Source organism: Helicovermis profundi, assembly GCF_033097505.1.
Classification (GTDB): Bacteria; Bacillota; Clostridia; order Peptostreptococcales; family Acidaminobacteraceae; genus Helicovermis; species Helicovermis profundi.
On the sequence record NZ_AP028654.1, the window covers coordinates 2,755,883 to 2,772,596 of the forward strand.

16 protein-coding genes, 1 tRNA gene and 1 other annotated feature are annotated in these 16,714 nt (G+C 31.6%); all 17 genes read right to left on the reverse strand.

Going from position 1 to position 16,714, the window contains the following annotated elements; all coding sequences use genetic code 11:
- Nucleotides 1-24 precede the first annotated feature (24 nt).
- On the reverse strand, nt 25-3,660 hold the full coding sequence (rpoB, locus tag AACH12_RS12625; RefSeq protein WP_338535735.1) for a DNA-directed RNA polymerase subunit beta: 3,636 nt from the start codon (nt 3,658-3,660) through the stop codon (nt 25-27).
- Between the two features lie 1,025 nt (nt 3,661-4,685).
- The gene (gene rplL, locus AACH12_RS12630; RefSeq protein ID WP_338535736.1) at nt 4,686-5,048 is read right to left on the reverse strand and encodes a 50S ribosomal protein L7/L12; all 363 of its coding nucleotides are present in this window, start codon (nt 5,046-5,048) and stop codon (nt 4,686-4,688) included.
- Between the two features lie 49 nt (nt 5,049-5,097).
- A complete protein-coding gene (gene rplJ, locus AACH12_RS12635) occupies nt 5,098-5,610 on the reverse strand; it encodes a 50S ribosomal protein L10 (protein ID WP_338535737.1) in 513 nt (170 codons plus the stop codon).
- A gap of 42 nt (nt 5,611-5,652) precedes the next feature.
- Nucleotides 5,653-5,779, reverse strand: a sequence feature (ribosomal protein L10 leader region).
- A 42-nt stretch (nt 5,780-5,821) separates the two neighbouring features.
- Entirely contained in the window at nt 5,822-6,514 is a 693-nt protein-coding gene (gene rplA, locus AACH12_RS12640) for a 50S ribosomal protein L1 (RefSeq protein WP_338535738.1), read from the reverse strand.
- Between the two features lie 45 nt (nt 6,515-6,559).
- Complete coding sequence (rplK, locus tag AACH12_RS12645) at nt 6,560-6,985, reverse strand: 50S ribosomal protein L11 (RefSeq protein WP_338535739.1); 426 nt, start codon at nt 6,983-6,985, stop codon at nt 6,560-6,562.
- An 83-nt stretch (nt 6,986-7,068) separates the two neighbouring features.
- Nucleotides 7,069-7,587, reverse strand: coding sequence for a transcription termination/antitermination protein NusG (gene nusG / locus AACH12_RS12650; protein ID WP_338535740.1), 519 nt, complete (start codon nt 7,585-7,587; stop codon nt 7,069-7,071).
- 48 nt (nt 7,588-7,635) lie between these two features.
- Nucleotides 7,636-7,839 carry a preprotein translocase subunit SecE gene (secE, locus tag AACH12_RS12655; protein WP_338535741.1) on the reverse strand — a complete coding sequence of 68 codons (204 nt, stop codon included), beginning with the start codon at nt 7,837-7,839 and terminating at the stop codon, nt 7,636-7,638.
- 32 nt (nt 7,840-7,871) lie between these two features.
- Nucleotides 7,872-8,021, reverse strand: coding sequence for a 50S ribosomal protein L33 (gene rpmG / locus AACH12_RS12660; RefSeq protein ID WP_338535742.1), 150 nt, complete (start codon nt 8,019-8,021; stop codon nt 7,872-7,874).
- Between the two features lie 710 nt (nt 8,022-8,731).
- Nucleotides 8,732-9,922, reverse strand: a complete 1,191-nt coding sequence (tuf, locus tag AACH12_RS12665; RefSeq protein WP_338535743.1) for an elongation factor Tu — start codon at nt 9,920-9,922, stop codon at nt 8,732-8,734.
- Nucleotides 9,923-9,964: 42 nt separating this feature from the next.
- Nucleotides 9,965-10,041 (reverse strand) — tRNA-Thr (locus AACH12_RS12670).
- A 3-nt stretch (nt 10,042-10,044) separates the two neighbouring features.
- Complete coding sequence (sigH, locus tag AACH12_RS12675; RefSeq protein WP_338535744.1) at nt 10,045-10,695, reverse strand: RNA polymerase sporulation sigma factor SigH; 651 nt, start codon at nt 10,693-10,695, stop codon at nt 10,045-10,047.
- A 136-nt stretch (nt 10,696-10,831) separates the two neighbouring features.
- Nucleotides 10,832-11,617: a 23S rRNA (guanosine(2251)-2'-O)-methyltransferase RlmB gene (gene rlmB / locus AACH12_RS12680; protein WP_338535745.1), complete on the reverse strand. Its 786-nt coding sequence runs from the start codon at nt 11,615-11,617 to the stop codon at nt 10,832-10,834.
- 51 nt (nt 11,618-11,668) lie between these two features.
- Nucleotides 11,669-12,985, reverse strand: a complete 1,317-nt coding sequence (locus tag AACH12_RS12685; protein WP_338535746.1) for an FAD-dependent thymidylate synthase — start codon at nt 12,983-12,985, stop codon at nt 11,669-11,671.
- 36 nt (nt 12,986-13,021) lie between these two features.
- Entirely contained in the window at nt 13,022-13,348 is a 327-nt protein-coding gene (locus AACH12_RS12690) for a hypothetical protein (protein ID WP_338535747.1), read from the reverse strand.
- Nucleotides 13,345-13,782, reverse strand: coding sequence for a Mini-ribonuclease 3 (locus AACH12_RS12695; protein ID WP_338535748.1), 438 nt, complete (start codon nt 13,780-13,782; stop codon nt 13,345-13,347). Before AACH12_RS12695 ends, AACH12_RS12690 begins: the two co-directional genes overlap by 4 nt.
- A gap of 19 nt (nt 13,783-13,801) precedes the next feature.
- Nucleotides 13,802-15,196, reverse strand: coding sequence for a cysteine--tRNA ligase (gene cysS, locus AACH12_RS12700; protein WP_338535749.1), 1,395 nt, complete (start codon nt 15,194-15,196; stop codon nt 13,802-13,804).
- A gap of 27 nt (nt 15,197-15,223) precedes the next feature.
- Complete coding sequence (gltX, locus tag AACH12_RS12705; RefSeq protein WP_338535750.1) at nt 15,224-16,708, reverse strand: glutamate--tRNA ligase; 1,485 nt, start codon at nt 16,706-16,708, stop codon at nt 15,224-15,226.
- Between the last annotated feature and the right edge of the window lie 6 nt (nt 16,709-16,714).

The window sequence follows — 16,714 nt, forward strand, 5'->3', positions numbered from 1 at the left end:
AATCTATTTTCTAATAACTAACGTTTATTTTTCGTCGTTATTATCTGCACCATCAGTTGCTATAAATCCACTTTTAACTTCGTCTTCTGCTGCAGCTTTACTAATCGCTGAATTATCATCCATTAATTTGGCAGCATTTGAATAACCATCATCCGATATATCAGTTTTAAGTTCTATTTCTCCAATATCATCTTTAAGCAACTTAATATCAAGTGCTAATGACTGAAGCTCTTTGATTAAAACTTTAAAAGATTCAGGTATTCCAGGTTCAGGAATATTTTCGCCTTTTACAATTGCCTCATATGCCTTTACACGCCCTACAACATCATCAGATTTAACAGTAAGTATTTCTTGAAGGGTATAAGCCGCGCCATAAGCTTCAAGCGCCCACACTTCCATTTCTCCAAATCTCTGTCCACCGAATTGAGCTTTACCACCAAGCGGTTGCTGAGTAACCAATGAATACGGTCCTGTGCTTCTTGCATGAATTTTATCATCAACTAAATGGTGAAGTTTTAGCATATACATATATCCAACTGTAACCGGATTATCAAAGAACTCACCCGTTCTACCATCTCTAATGTTCAGCTTTCCATTTCTTGGATATCCAGCTTTTTCTAACAAATCTAATATTTGTGATTCTTTCGCTCCGTCAAACACAGGAGTTGCAACATGCCATCCAAATTTCTTTGCAGCTAAACCAAGATGGACTTCCAGTACCTGCCCAATATTCATACGCGAAGGTACGCCTAGTGGATTTAATACTATTTGAAGTGGTGTTCCATCATCCAAAAACGGCATATCTTCTCTTGGAAGAATTCTAGAAATAACACCTTTATTTCCGTGACGTCCAGCCATTTTATCTCCGACGTTAATCTTTCTTTTTCTTGCAATGTACGTTCTAACTAAAACATTAACTCCTGGTGATAGTTCATCACCATTTTCCCTAGTAAATACTTTAACATCTACTATAATACCTGTTTCGCCATGAGGTACTCTTAAAGAAGTTTCTCTTACTTCTCTAGCCTTCTCACCAAATATCGCTCTTAACAATCTTTCTTCAGCAGTAAGTTCTGTTTCTCCTTTTGGAGTAACTTTACCAACTAAGATGTCTCCAGCAAAAACTTCAGCACCTATTCTAATAATACCTCTATCATCAAGATTTTTTAGAGCATCATCACTAACATTCGGAATATCTCTTGTAATTTCTTCTGGTCCAAGTTTAGTATCTCTCGCTTCAGACTCATATTCTTCAACATGAATAGAAGAAAGAACATCATATTTTACTAATTCTTCACTTAATAAAATTGCATCTTCATAGTTATAGCCTTCCCAAGTCATAAAACCAATTAGAAGGTTAGTTCCTAGAGCAATTTCACCCATCTCAGTAGATGGACCATCCGCAATTATCATACCCGGCTTAACTCTTTCTCCTTTTACAACAATAGGATCTTGGTTAACACAAGTACCTTGATTTGATCTTTTAAATTTCAGTAATTTATATTTTCGTCTTTCACCGTTATCTTTTTTAATAATTATTTCATCTGCAGATACGTATTGAACAATACCGTCATCTTTTGACACAACAACCGCACCCGAATCTCTTGCTGCAGGATGTTCCATTCCAGTTCCAATAATAGGAGCCTGCGCTCTTACAAGCGGAACAGCCTGACGTTGCATGTTTGATCCCATTAGCGCTCTATTGGCATCATCATTTTCTAGGAACGGTATCATTGCTGTTGCAACAGAAACCATTTGCTGTGCTGATACTTCAACTAAATCAACTTCTTCTCTCGGAAATTCTTTAATATCAGATTTTCTTCTTGCTACAACTCTTTTAGCAATAATTTTATTCTCTGAATCAAGCTTTTCATTAGCTGGAACAACTACATACTTTTCTTCAATATCCGCAGTAATATATTTATATTCTTTAGATACAACACCCGTTTCTTTATTTACCGTTCTATAAGGAGATTCAATAAAACCATACTCATTTATCTGAGCATAAGTACTTAAAGAACCTATAAGTCCAATATTTGGACCCTCAGGAGTTTCAATTGGACACATTCTTCCATAATGAGAATGATGTACGTCACGGACTTCGAATCCAGCTCTTTCTCTTGATAAACCACCCGGTCCAAGCGCAGATAATCTTCTCTTGTGAGTCAATTCTGCAAGTGGATTTGTTTGATCCATAAATTGTGAAAGCTGAGAACTACCAAAGAATTCTTTAATCGCAGCAGCTACTGGTCTTATATTTATTAGAGCTTGAGGAGTTATTGATTCCATATCTTGAATTGTCATTCTTTCTCTAACAACTCTTTCCATTCTTGATAAACCAATTCTAAATTGATTTTGAAGAAGTTCTCCAACCGATCTAATTCTTCTATTTCCTAAGTGATCAATATCGTCTACATCACCAACACCATTAGTCAAGTTGAATATATAACTAATCGACGCAATAATATCAGCTTCTATTATATGTTTAGGAATTAAATCTTTAATTCTTAACTTAATTTCTTTTTTTATATCTTCTTCCGTAGAATAAGTATCTAATATCTCTTTTAAAACTGGATAGTATACTTTCTCTTTAATATTGAGTCCATCAGCATTAAAATACCCTTTAATGTCAACAAAATTACTACCAATTACTCTTGAATACTTGTCTTCACCAACTTCAACATCAACCGACTTAACTCCAGCATTTTCGATTTTCATAGCTAAATCATAAGTAATCACTTGACCTTTTTCACATAAAACTTCACCTGTATTAGGGTCAATTACATCACTAAAAACAGTTCGTCTATCTAATCTATTAGCTAAACCTAGTTTTTTATTGAACTTGTATCTACCTACTTTTGCCAAATCATATCTCTTATCATCAAAGAATAATGAATTAATTAAGCTTGTTGCACTTTCAACAGTTGGAGGCTCACCTGGTCTAAGTTTTTTATAAATTTCAACTAGCCCTTCATCTTGAGAAGTCGTATTATCTTTTTCAAGAGTAACTAAAAGTTTCTCGTCTTCTCCAAAAACATTAATAATTTCTTGATCAGTTGTTATACCAAGAGCTCTCATTAATACAGTAATAGGTAATTTTCTCGTTCTGTCAATTCTTACAGAAATAACATCACTAGAGTCTAATTCATACTCTAACCACGCACCCCTATTAGGTATAATTGTAGAAGAATAAAGCTTGTTACCAACTTTATCTAATTTCATATCATAGTAAGGTCCTGGTGATCTAACCAGCTGACTTACTATTACCCTTTCTGCACCGTTAATAACAAAAGTTCCTGTTTCGGTCATAAGAGGAAAATCTCCCATAAAAACTTTTTGTTCTTTAACTTCGCCAGTTTCTTTGTTGATGAACCTAACCTGCACCTTAAGGGGTACAGCGTAAGTAACATCTCTTTCTTTACATTCTTCAACATCATACTTCGCTTCATCTTCTAGTTTGTAATCAATAAATTCTAGAATCAAATTACCAGTATAATCTTGAATTGGTGAAATGTCATTGAAAGCTTCCATTAAACCATCTTTTAAAAACCATGCATATGATTTTTTTTGAATTTCAATAAAATTAGGAGTATCCAAAATTTTAGAAATTCTTGAGAAATCCATCCTTGTACGTTTACCGAGCTGTATAGGCTGTGGCATTCATTATTCACCCCTCATAATTGAAGTAAAAAGGCTTGTCTATGAAAAACCTTTATATATTTTAGGACATATGTCCATAATAAACTATAAAAACATCATTTTTTGCCTATGAAAAAAACAAAAAATAACAAAAAAGACCATACTAATCCATGTTACATAGTCTCCGCATTTTACAATGCTATCACATATGAAAAACAATGTCAAGACTCACGAAGAAAAAAAGCAGTGCGATTAAGAATAATAAAATAATATTTAAAACACGCCTTTATGTTTTAAATATTATTTTATTATTCTTAATCATAGGGCTAACAGCCCGTGGCAAAGAAAAACGAAGTTTTTCTGGGACGCACTGCTTATATACCTTTTAAAATATAAGCAAAAACCTTTATCTTTTAATCACCATTTTATTATTCTTAATCATAGGGCTAACAGCCGCGCTATAAAAAACGAAGTTTTTCTGGGACGCACTGCTTATATACCTTTTAAAATATAAGCAAAACCCTTTATGTTTTAATCACCATTTTATTATTCTTAATCATAGGGCTAACAGCCGCGCTATAAAAAACGAAGTTTTTCTGGGACGCACTGCTTATATACCTTTTAAATATAAGCAATATCCTTTATCTTTTAATCACCATTTTATTATTCTTAATCATAGGGCTAACAGCCGCGCTATAAAAAACGAAGTTTTTCTGGGACGCACTGCTTATATACCTTTTAAATATAAGCAACACACTTTAACTTTTAATCACCATTTTATTATTCTTAATCATAGGGCTAACAGCCGCGCTATAAAAAACGAAGTTTTTCTGGGACGCACTGCTTATACTTCTTTTTAAATATAATAAATTTCATCTAACTTTTACAAGCGTATACAAATAAAAACTAAATAATTTAAAACTATAAAATAAATATGATTATTTTATACTATTAAAACACTTAGTTTTTATTACTTTATATTTTCCTAATTAGATGAACATTTAAGTAATAAAAAAGGGCTTCTAAACAGAAGCCCTCTAATTGCATTACTTAATTTCTACTGCTGCTCCAGCTGCTTCTAATTTAGCTTTAACTTCTTCAGCTTCTTCTTTAGAAACGCCTTCTTTAACTGCAGTTGGTGCTCCATCAACTACTGCTTTTGCTTCTTTAAGTCCTAAAGCAGTAATTTCTCTTACAGCTTTAATAACTCCAATTTTCTTAGCTCCAGCGTTTGATAAAATAACATCAAATTCAGTTTTTTCTTCAACAGCAGCTCCGCCAGCAGCTCCAGCCATCATTACAGGAGCAGATGCAGAAACACCAAATTCTTCTTCACATGCACTAACTAATTCATTTAATTCTAAAACAGTCATACCTTTTATAGCTTCAATAATTTGTTCTTTAGTCATTTTGTTACACCTCCGTATTTTATATAAAACTCAACTTTTTTACAATCTATTACTCTGCGCTTGCAGCTTCTGAACCATTATCTTTATCGATAATATTTTGAAGTAAGTATGCAAAATTCGATATTGGCGCTTTAAAGCTACCAAGTAATTTAGCAAGAAGAACTTCTCTTGAAGGAATATCTGCAATTACTTTGATCTTATCAATGTCGTAATACTCGCCTTCAATAATACCCGCTTTTAATTCTAAAGCTTTATGATCTTTTGCAAAATCTTTTATAATTTTTGCTGGAACCACTGGATCATTATAACCAAAAGCAATAGCATTCGGTCCAGTCAATTCAACAGTTAAAGATTCAAATTTTGTATCTTTAATTGCTAACTTAGTAAAATTATTTTTGTAAACTTTATACTCAACACCAGCTTCTCTAAATTGTTTTCTTAACTCGTTAGCATCTTCAACTGACAAGCCTCTGTAATCAACAAGAATTGCTGATTGAGCATTTTCAAATTTACCTTTAATCTCTTCAACTTTTTGTTTTTTGAGTTCTAGGTTAGTTGACATCTATTGTCCACCTCCTCATATTTTGTTTTTGCTTCAAGTAGTTTTCCAAAATAAAAATCTCCCTTGTAAACAAGAGAGATTTATATGTTCGCCTCGATCATATATATTCAATCTCGGTAGGAAATTAAGCACCTGCACCTACTGTCTACGATTAGCATTCAATTTAATCTTGATAATTATAACATTGACTTATAAATAAGTCAACTATTAACTAAAATTTTGTTGAAATTAATTTAAGTCCAGGACCCATTGTACTTGTAAGAGTAACATTTCTTAAATAAGTACCCTTTGCAGCAACTGGTCTAGCTTTAACAATTGCATCCATAACAATTTTAATATTGTCTGATAATTTTTCTTCATCAAATGAAGCTTTACCTACCGAACAATGAATAATATTAGTTTTATCAAGCCTGTATTCAACTTTACCAGCTTTAATTTCGTTAACTGCTTTTTCAACATCAAAAGTTACAGTTCCCGATTTTGGATTTGGCATTAAACCTTTTGGTCCAAGTACACGGCCAAGTCTTCCTACTAATCCCATCATATCTGGTGTAGCAACAATTACATCAAATTCGAACCAGTTTTCAGTTTGAATTTTTTTAATCATATCATCAGCACCAACAAAATCAGCGCCTGCCTTTTCAGCTTCTAAAGCTTTTTCTCCTTTAGCAACTACTAAAACTCTTTTAGTTTTACCAGTTCCATGAGGAAGTACTACCGCGCCTCTAACTTGTTGATCTGCATGTCTACCATCAACTCCAAGTTTAACATGAAGTTCAATAGTTTCATCAAATTTAGCGCTTGCTGTTTTTTTAATTACAGAAACAGCTTCTTCAAGATCATAAGATTTATTCTTATCAACTAGTTTTAATGCTGCTTCATATCTCTTACCTAATTTAGCCATTTTTTCCTCCTTGTGGTATTAACGGAATTCCTCCCACTATTAGAATTAGTCTTCTACGACTACTCCCATACTTCTAGCTGTTCCTGCTATCATACTCATAGCAGCTTCTAAACTACCTGCTGATAAATCAGGCATTTTAAGCTCAGCAATTTCTTTAATTTGTTCTTTCGAAATAGTTGCAACTTTGTTTCTGTTTGGTTCTCCAGAACCTTTTTCTAAACCAATTGATTTTTTAATTAAAACTGCAGCTGGTGGAGTTTTAGTAATAAATGAATATGATCTATCTTGATATACCGTAATAACAACAGGAATAATCAATCCGTTTTGATCTGAAGTTTTTGCATTGAATTCTTTACAGAACTGCATAATATTAACACCGTGTTGTCCTAATGCTGGACCAACTGGCGGCGCTGGAGTTGCCTTGCCTGCAGGAATTTGCAATTTAATCATACCAGTAACTTTCTTTGCCATCTTTCGCACCTCCTTAATACATCTTTTTTATCAAATAAAATACATTAGTATCTTATATGCGCGTCATTAAACATACTCTTTTGTTAAATTTTTTCAACTTGTGAAAACTCAAGTTCAACAGGTGTTTCCCTGCCAAACATAGAAATTAAAACTTTTAAACTTTGTCTTTCCATATTGATATCTTCAACATGTCCAACAAACGTTTCAAACGGACCGGAAATAACCCTAATGCTATCATTAATTTCAATATCTATGACTAAAATTTTCTTTTCAATACCCATTTTACGAACTTCTTCATTTGTAAGTGGTATTGGCTTAGAACCTGGTCCTACAAAACCAGTTACTCCACGTGTATTTCTTACGATATACCAAGATTCATCCGTCATAAACATTTTAACAATAACATAACCAGGAAATATCTTTTTTTGCCTTGTTTTCTTTTTCCCATTCTTAACTTCAGTTACTTCTTCAGTCGGAACAGAGACTTCGAGTATAACGTCTTCCATACCACGATTTTCAACGATTTTTTCTATATTTGCTTTTACTTTATTTTCATGACCCGAATAGGTATGAACAACGTACCAATTAGCATTTTCAGACATAAGCTCCTGATCATCTAGGGATGACCTTCGACCCCCCTTTTTACCTTTTTACATAAACATTTTTAAAATTGTTTTAAACGCTAAGTCTAAAACACCTATCGCAACCGATGTTAAAACACATACTGTTAAAACAACCACAGTATTATTTATCACTTCTTTACGATTAGGCCAATTAACTTTTTTTAACTCCGATTTAATACCTTTAAAGAATTTTCCGCCTTCTTTTTTCACTGCATTAGATTGAGTAGCCATATTTTTTCACATCCTCACTTAGTAATTTTGTATTACTTAGTTTCCTTATGAACCGTATGCGTTTTACAGAATTTACAGTACTTTTTTAATTCGATTCTATCTGGGTTATTTCTCTTATTCTTAGTAGTGTCGTAATTTCTTTGTTTACATTCAGTACACGCTAATGTAATTTTAACTCTCATCGTTAACACCTCCCACTACACTAATTGAAAAACTAAAAGAGTCTAAGCACATTTTACTCCAGTTTAACATCACTAACTTAACCTATCATATTTACTTATTTGTGTCAACGTTTTTTATAAAAATGCGCACAAATAAAAAATGACGAATTTTTATTCGCCAAAAATTTTTTAAATTATCTATTATAATAAATGTCTTTTACAAAACAAAATTATACTCTGATTTCTTTTAAATAACAAGTGCTTTTAGAAGATTATTTATTTAATTAGGCAAATCGTGCATATAATTTTCTATTTATTACAAAATTTCCATTTTCCTCGTTTGGGAGTCTATCCCAATAATAAAAAAAGAGAAAGATCAGACTCCCCTAAGCTTTGCTTACTTCATCCCTACTTAAAATATATATCGCTTTTCTTGGTTTGCACTGCTACCGACGAACTCCATTTCTTCGAAATTCCCATTCGTCTCATTTGGGACACTATCCCAATAATAAAAAAAGAGAGAAGAAACTTTTGTAAGCTTTGCTTACTTCGTCCGCATTTAACGGTATATCGTTTCTCTTGGTTTGCACTGCTACCGACGAACTCCATTTCTTCGAAATTCCCATTCGTCTTATTTGGAACACTATCCCAATAATAAAAAAAGAGAAAGATCAGACTCTTATAAGCTTTGCTTACTTCGTCCGATCTTTCTCTTTTTTTATTGCAGTGCTTTATTCAACAATTTTTATTACTGATCCAGCTCCTACTGTTCTTCCACCTTCACGTATTGAGAATTTTAAGCCTTCTTCAATTGCGATTGGTGAAATTAATTCGATTGTCATTTCTATATTATCTCCAGGCATACACATTTCTACTCCCTCTGGAAGTTGTGCTGCTCCTGTTACGTCTGTTGTTCTAAAGAAAAATTGTGGTCTATATCCATTAAAGAATGGTGTATGTCTTCCGCCTTCTTCTTTCTTTAATACATATACTTGTGCTTCAAATTTTGTATGTGGATTTACTGAACCTGGTTTTGAAAGTACTTGACCTCTTTCAATTTCAGCTCTTTGAATTCCTCTTAGTAATAATCCTACGTTATCTCCTGCTCTTCCTTCTGCTAGAAGTTTTCTGAACATTTCTACGCCTGTTACTACTACTTTTCTTTTTTCTTCTGCAAGTCCTACTAACTCTACTTCTTCTGATACTTTTATAATTCCTCTTTCTATTCTTCCTGTAGCTACTGTTCCTCTTCCTGTTATTGAGAACACGTCTTCTACTGGCATTAAGAAAGGTTTATCTGTATCTCTTTCTGGCTCTGGAACATACTCATCAATTATTTCAAATAATTCAATAATTTTTTCCGCCCATTCTGGTTCGCCTTGTAATGCTTTTAGAGCTGATCCTCTTACGATTGGAGTATCGTCTCCTGGAAAATCATATGCATCTAATAATTCTCTGATTTCCATTTCTACTAACTCTAATAATTCTTCATCATCTACCATATCACACTTGTTTAAGAATACTACGATATATGGTACTCCAACTTGTCTTGATAATAAGATATGCTCTCTAGTTTGAGGCATTGGTCCATCTGCTGCTGATACTACTAAAATCGATCCATCCATTTGTGCTGCTCCTGTAATCATGTTCTTTACATAGTCAGCATGGCCTGGGCAATCCACGTGTGCGTAGTGTCTCTTTGGTGTTTCATACTCAACGTGAGCTGTTGATATTGTAATACCTCTTTCTCTCTCTTCTGGTGCTTTATCGATATTATCAAAATCTACTTTTTCACCTAATTGATACTTATCAAATAATACTTTTGTTATTGCTGCTGTTAATGTTGTTTTACCGTGATCTACGTGTCCTATTGTTCCAATATTTACATGCGGCTTATTTCTTTCAAACGTTTGCTTTGCCATTTTTAAATTTCCTCCTTTATAATGTAAAAATTATTAAAAATCTGGAGCCTACGAGCGGATTTGAACCGCCGGCCTCCGCCTTACCAAGGCGACGCTCTGCCTATCTGAGCTACATGGGCATATTAGTTTCTAACTTTAAAAAATTTATCGAGTTTTTTCTTAACTCTTTGAAGCGCATTATCAACCGATTTCACCGGTTTGCTTAATTCAACAGAAATTTCTTGATATGATTTACCTTCTAAATAACAAGATAAAACTTCTTGCTCAAACGAACTTAAAACTTCACCCATCTTCGATTCAATAAAGCCTACCTCTTCTTTTGAAATGACAAGTCTTTCTGGATTTGTAATATTTTTGCCTGAAATAACATCTAAAAGAGTTCTATCTGATTCTTCCTCAAAAATCGGCCTATTTAGCGAAATATATGAATTTAATGGTATGTGTTTTTGTCTAGTAGCTGTTTTTATAGCCGTAATAATTTGTCTTGTTATACAGAGTTCAGCAAAAGACTTAAAAGAAGCCAATCTGTCTGTTCTGTAATCACGTATCGCTTTAAAGAGCCCTATCATTCCTTCTTGAATAATATCTTCTTTATCAGCGCCAATCAAAAAATAAGATCTCGATTTCGCCTTAACAAACTTTTTATATTTTCTTATAAGGAATTCTTGAGCATGTCCATCTCCGTTTTTTGCCATTTCTACAATTTCTTCCTCTTTGTAGTCGCTGTAAATATAATCTACATTTCGATTGTCACGCTCTCCAACAACTTCCATAAAAATTCCCCCTAGAATAAATCCACTTGAATTCATGATATAATTATACATTAATAGTTATTTCGTAGTCAAGATATTGTAATATTATTGACTTAACCAAAAACACACTTTCCTCAATTAATTTATCAACAGATATCTATTTTTTGGAACTTTTTTGTCTTACGACTTCATACATTAATAACGATGCTGCAACAGAAGCATTAAGTGAAGATACTTCTCCAAACATTGGTATACTAACAACAAAATCACATTTTTCTTTAACAAGTCTACTAATTCCTTTTCCTTCATTTCCAACTACTATAGCTATTTTACCAGTTAAATTAGATTTAAAGTATTCTTCTCTTCCATCCATATCCGCACCAATCAACCAAACACCTTTTTCTTTCAACAAATCAATTGTTCTAGATAAGTTGGTAACTTTACAAACAGGAACATATTCTATTGCCCCTGCCGATGTTTTAGCCACAATTGATGTAATCATAGCAGAACGTCTTTTCGGTATAATAACACCATTTGCACCAGCAGCATTGGCAGTTCTAATGATAGAGCCTAAATTATGAGGATCATTAACTTCATCACAAATCACAAAAAAAGGATCTTCATTCTTAATTTCAAGCTCATCTAATAGTTCTAATAGTTCCTTATATTTATATGGTGAAATATACGCAATTACACCCTGATGATTATCCGACGTAGATAAACCTTTAATTTTGTTTTTATCTACATATTGAACCACTATACCTTTGTCTTTTGCCATAGATATTATTTTTTTTGCAGACCCTTCAACATGCCCCTTTGAAATTAATATCTTGTTTATTTCTCTTCCTGATTTAAGTGCTTCAATAACGGGATTTCTTCCTTCAATTATATCTTCAAATTTTTCTTCTTCATTTTTTTCCATTATAATTATTCCTTCTTTCATATATCAGCATACTAGCATTATCTATTTTCATGTATGTTACTAACTATTTTTTTACAAAAACATATCTTTTACACTATTTGACTTACCGCAACTAAGTTTACCTTCCCTGCATTTTCCATATACACATGAAGGTAGTCCGTACCTGTATATAGTGCTAGAAAGTTCATTTAATAAAAAATATTTCTTAGTATATAAATTTCTAATTTCCCACTGTGAATTCAAACAAAGCCTTTCTGACATAATTTTATTATCATTTCTAGCATTTGATGCAGTAATAAGCTTTAATTTATCGCAATTAAGAAGAAAATAAAGAGACTCTTGCTCTCCGTATTTATCATATACATATTTTCTAAATTTTTTAACAATTTTTGCAAGCTCTAAAAATTCCACAAGGAATTCAGATTTCTCTATGCTTGGTGGAATTTTAATTTTTCTATCATAATCTATAATTAAATTAGAAAGATTTTCTCTATAGTTTTCAGATAATCTATGCCTAATTTGTTGATGATAAGTAACTAAACTACAAAACATTCCAAAAGTTGTTCTTGATTGTTCACTTATACTATCATGTCCATAACTTAAAACTCTTTCTACAACGCCTTTAGACTTATCTACAGCCTTATCTCCCCACCTTGCAAGAACCTCTGATGGTGGTTTGTTCTTTGTACTTGTTAATGCTCCAATTCCTACATTTATATCTGCATTTTTAAAAGAACCTAAAAGTACCATTTCATTTTTGTTGTCTATTTTCGATAAATTTTCTAAGTAATAATCCGAAATAACTTTATCACAATCTTCACGAACACTTTCTTCGATTACTTTAACAATACTTATTGGTATAAACTTATATAACTCATTTTTAACATTATCAAATATCTTATTATACTTAGAATTATTTAAAAGTTTAATAAAATTTATAATTTTATCTCCACTCATGGAAATAGAAATGTTGGTGTTAACAGCTAAGGGTAGAATATACCTAGCATCTTCAATTGGTATTCCATATTTATAATCTTCATTTTTAGGTCTACCTTTTGGGGTTTCATTTTCTTTTAAAATCGACACTTTGAAATAAAAGTCAAAAAGTTTTTTAACAATTTTTTTTGATTCATCTAAATCATTATTATCTAAAAAAGGTAGATCATAAAAATCATTATTCATATTTACATATCTTTGACTTTGTTGAACATAGGAGTCCTTTAATTCACAAATGAGAGTACTCTGAATACGATTAATTTTTTCTAGAACAAAAGATATATTACTAGTTTTTAAAATTTCTCCTAATTCAAATATAGAAACCTTCTCATTCTCAGCAATATACTCGCCAACTTTACTAAGTCCAGTATCTTCAAAATTTGTTATTTTCATGAATACTCCTCATCGTTTAAAATAATATAACTATTTTTACTTAGTATTAAATCTATATTCAATAATTAAATCTCTATACGGAATAACTGTAAAAAGATATTTTCTCACTTTAGATTTATATAATTTAACACCATCTTCTTCTTTTATTATTTTAATAGCAACAACCCTAAAGGAAAGAATATTATTGTCATATACAAAGCCGTCATACTTTTCATCAACAGTCTGGTATATTCCTTTTATTACATTAGCTTCTTCAAAATTCGTTGCCTTATACTCATCAAATAAGTACGATTTCATAACCAAGACAACAAATAGTATGGGAATTACTATTAAATATAATTTTTCTCTTTTTCCAATTTTCATATTAGCTCTTCGCTTTCTTCAATTATTTTTATAGATAATTCAATTATTTGGTTCAATCTAGAAATGTCATCCTTTAGGTATAGCCAACCTATAAGAGCTTCAAATCCTGTTGCTAATTTATAATCTACTAAAGAAGCGTTTTTAGCAGGAGTCGTAGTCTTTTGATTTCTACCTCTTTTAATTATTCTTATTTCTTCTTCACTCAAAAATTCAGTTATTCTTTTTACAATTAGAGCCTGAGATGGTGCTTTAACAAATTTTACAACCATTTTATTTATTTTATTTACATTCGCTTTAGATTTTGAAACCATGTAACTTTTAATAAACAAATCAAATATTGAATCCCCTATATATGCTAACACAAGAGGATTCATCATTTTTAAATCATTTTCGCTAACATTTAATATGTTGATTTTTTTTATAAACTCTTCCATTAATGCACATCCAAAACTATTATTTTTTTGACCATTTTACCCCATCCTTAGTATCTTCAAGAACAATACCTTTTTCAAGGAGCATATCTCTTATTTCATCAGCTAATTTAAAGTTTTTATCACTTCTAGCCTTCTGTCTTTCTTCAATCATTTTTTCAATATCGAGTTCTAAATTTTCTTTTTCTTTCACTAAAATTCCAATTACACCTGATAATTCAATTAGTAAAGATAAAGCTCTTTCAAGTAAATCTTTTGAGGAATTACTATCAACTACAGTATTTATATCTTTAACTAATTCAAATATAACTGATATACCATCAGCCGTGTTAAAGTCATCATCCATCACTTCAATAAATCTATCTTTATGTTTATTAAAATCCAAAAGTTTTAAATTTTCAGCTTCAGTCATTTTTAAGTTTCTAGCATTTTCCAATAGATATTCCAAATTTTCTTTTGCATTATAAAGCCTATTAAGACCATTTTCAGATTGAATAATCAATTCTTTGGAAAAATTAACTGGATTTCTATATTGAGCAGATAATAGAAAAAATCTAACTACTTCAGGATTATATTCCTTTAAAATATCTCTAACAGTAAAAAAATTACCCTTAGATTTAGACATTTTTTTATTATCAATATTTATATATCCATTGTGCATCCAGTAATTAACGTACTTCTTATCAGAAAACGATTCACTCTGTGCTATTTCATTTTCATGATGGGGAAATATTAAATCGTGTCCACCAGCATGAATATCTACCGTTTCACCTAAATACTTAGTACACATCACAGAACATTCAATATGCCACCCTGGTCTACCTTCACCCCAAGGACTAGTCCAAGAAGGTTCCCCTTCTTTCTTTTTCTTCCATAGCACAAAATCTATTGGATTTTTCTTAATAGAATTTAATTCAACTCTAGAACCAACTTCAAGTTCTTCTATACTCTGACCCGAAAGCTTACCATAACTTGCAAATGTTTTAATGTCAAAGAAAACATCCCCATCAACTACATAAGCGTGACCTTTTTCTATAAGAACTTCTATAAATTTAACTATATCGCTTATCGTTTCAGTAACTTTAGGATGTACATCTGCTCTTTTAATACCTAAAGAATCCGCATCTTTAAAATACTCTTCTATATATTTTTCACTAATTTCTTTGCTAGTCACATGTTCTTCATTAGCCTTTTTTATGATTTTATCATCTACATCTGTAAAATTTTGAACATATGTCACTTTATATCCACGATACACTAAGTATCTTCTAAAAGTATCAAAAATCATAAAAGGTCTAGCATTACCTATATGAAAATAATTGTATACCGTTGGACCACATACATACATTTTTACTTCACCCGGAATAAGTGGAACAAATTCCTCTTTTTTTCTTGTCATGCTGTTATATAGCTTCATGTTTCACCTTCCTTTATATCAATACTTCTATTTTTTACAATAATTTTCTAAAGTATAATCAATTCTTTTTATAACTAATTCTTTACCCATTACAATAAGTGATTTTACTAAATCCGGACCATGACTTTGACCAGAAAGAGCTACTCTAGTAGGCATAAATAAATTTTTACCCTTTATACCTGTTTCCTTTTGCACCATTTTCATAACTTTTTTTGCAAATTCTTCATTAATTTCATCTGTTTCGTTTACTTTAGTTTTAAATACTTGAAGCATATCATAAACATGTTCAAGTTCTATCATTTCTCTCGCATCATCATTTTCAATTTGAACAGCTTCTCCACTAAATCTTTTAGAAAACTCAGGGATTTCGCTTAACATATTTATATATTCTCTAGATAAATCTACCACTAGCTTTATCCATTCTTTTTTATCGTTAACATCTTTTTCTTTAATAATTCCTTGTTCTATAAAAAACGGAGTTGATAATTCGCTTAGTTCATCCAAATCTTTTTCTTTTATATAATGTGAATTTACCCAATTAAGTTTATTAACATCAAAAACTGATCCACTTTTAGAAACTCTTTCAAATGAAAAAGATTCCGCCATTTCATCAACCGTCATAATTTCTTTATTATCTTCCGGACTCCATCCAAGTAAAGCAATGTAATTTATAAGTGCTTCTGGCAAATAACCCTTCTTTTCAAAATCACGTACTGCAACATCACCTTGTCTTTTAGAAAGTTTCTTCTTATCAGAATTGAGAATATTTGGAAGATGAACATATGTTGGCACGTCCCATCCAAAAGCTTCATATAAATAAACATGTTTCGGTGTAGACGAAAGCCATTCCTCACCCCTAATTACATGAGTAATTCCCATAAAATGGTCATCAACAATAACAGCTAAATGATAAGTTGGAAATCCATCCGTTTTTATTAAAACTTGGTCATCAACATCATTTGTATTAAAAGTAACTTTTCCTCTAACCGCATCTTCAAAAGATATATCTGTGTTTTCAGGTAATTTTAATCTAACAACATATTCTTCGCCATTTTCAATTCTCTTAAGTGCATCTTCTTTAGATAAGTCTCGACAATGACCATCATATTTTGGTGTCAAGCCCTTTTGTTTTTGATCCGCACGTACTTCATCTAATCTTTCTTTTGAACAGAAACAATAATATGCTTTATTTTCATCAATAAGCTTATTTACATATTCATTGTACATATCTAATCTTTCAGATTGTATATAAGGACCATATCCACCTTTTTGAACAATTTTACCATTTTCTATAAATGGTCCTTCAGTGTGCATAACACCTGCCCACTTCATAGCTTCAATCATGTTTTCAATTGCACCTTCAACATATCTAGTTCTATCAGTATCTTCAATTCTTAATAAATATGTACCTTCATTTTTTTTTGCAAATAAATAATTATATAAGGCCGTTCTTAAACCACCTATATGAACCCATCCTGTTGGACTAGGCGCAAATCTTACTCTTACTGACATATATAC

What these genes read in the sequence shown, in the direction of transcription:
- rpoB (WP_338535735.1), bottom strand. Translation starts at nt 3,660, where the DNA reads ATGCCACAGCCTATACAGCTCGGTAAACGTACAAGGATGGATTTCTCA.
- rplL (WP_338535736.1), bottom strand. Translation starts at nt 5,048, where the DNA reads ATGACTAAAGAACAAATTATTGAAGCTATAAAAGGTATGACTGTTTTA.
- rplJ (WP_338535737.1), bottom strand. Translation starts at nt 5,610, where the DNA reads ATGTCAACTAACCTAGAACTCAAAAAACAAAAAGTTGAAGAGATTAAA.
- rplA (WP_338535738.1), bottom strand. Translation starts at nt 6,514, where the DNA reads ATGGCTAAATTAGGTAAGAGATATGAAGCAGCATTAAAACTAGTTGAT.
- rplK (WP_338535739.1), bottom strand. Translation starts at nt 6,985, where the DNA reads ATGGCAAAGAAAGTTACTGGTATGATTAAATTGCAAATTCCTGCAGGC.
- nusG (WP_338535740.1), bottom strand. Translation starts at nt 7,587, where the DNA reads ATGTCTGAAAATGCTAATTGGTACGTTGTTCATACCTATTCGGGTCAT.
- secE (WP_338535741.1), bottom strand. Translation starts at nt 7,839, where the DNA reads ATGGCTACTCAATCTAATGCAGTGAAAAAAGAAGGCGGAAAATTCTTT.
- rpmG (WP_338535742.1), bottom strand. Translation starts at nt 8,021, where the DNA reads ATGAGAGTTAAAATTACATTAGCGTGTACTGAATGTAAACAAAGAAAT.
- tuf (WP_338535743.1), bottom strand. Translation starts at nt 9,922, where the DNA reads ATGGCAAAGCAAACGTTTGAAAGAAATAAGCCGCATGTAAATATTGGA.
- sigH (WP_338535744.1), bottom strand. Translation starts at nt 10,695, where the DNA reads ATGGAAGTTGTTGGAGAGCGTGACAATCGAAATGTAGATTATATTTAC.
- rlmB (WP_338535745.1), bottom strand. Translation starts at nt 11,617, where the DNA reads ATGAAAGAAGGAATAATTATAATGGAAAAAAATGAAGAAGAAAAATTT.
- AACH12_RS12685 (WP_338535746.1), bottom strand. Translation starts at nt 12,985, where the DNA reads ATGAAAATAACAAATTTTGAAGATACTGGACTTAGTAAAGTTGGCGAG.
- AACH12_RS12690 (WP_338535747.1), bottom strand. Translation starts at nt 13,348, where the DNA reads ATGAAAATTGGAAAAAGAGAAAAATTATATTTAATAGTAATTCCCATA.
- AACH12_RS12695 (WP_338535748.1), bottom strand. Translation starts at nt 13,782, where the DNA reads ATGGAAGAGTTTATAAAAAAAATCAACATATTAAATGTTAGCGAAAAT.
- cysS (WP_338535749.1), bottom strand. Translation starts at nt 15,196, where the DNA reads ATGAAGCTATATAACAGCATGACAAGAAAAAAAGAGGAATTTGTTCCA.
- gltX (WP_338535750.1), bottom strand. Translation starts at nt 16,708, where the DNA reads ATGTCAGTAAGAGTAAGATTTGCGCCTAGTCCAACAGGATGGGTTCAT.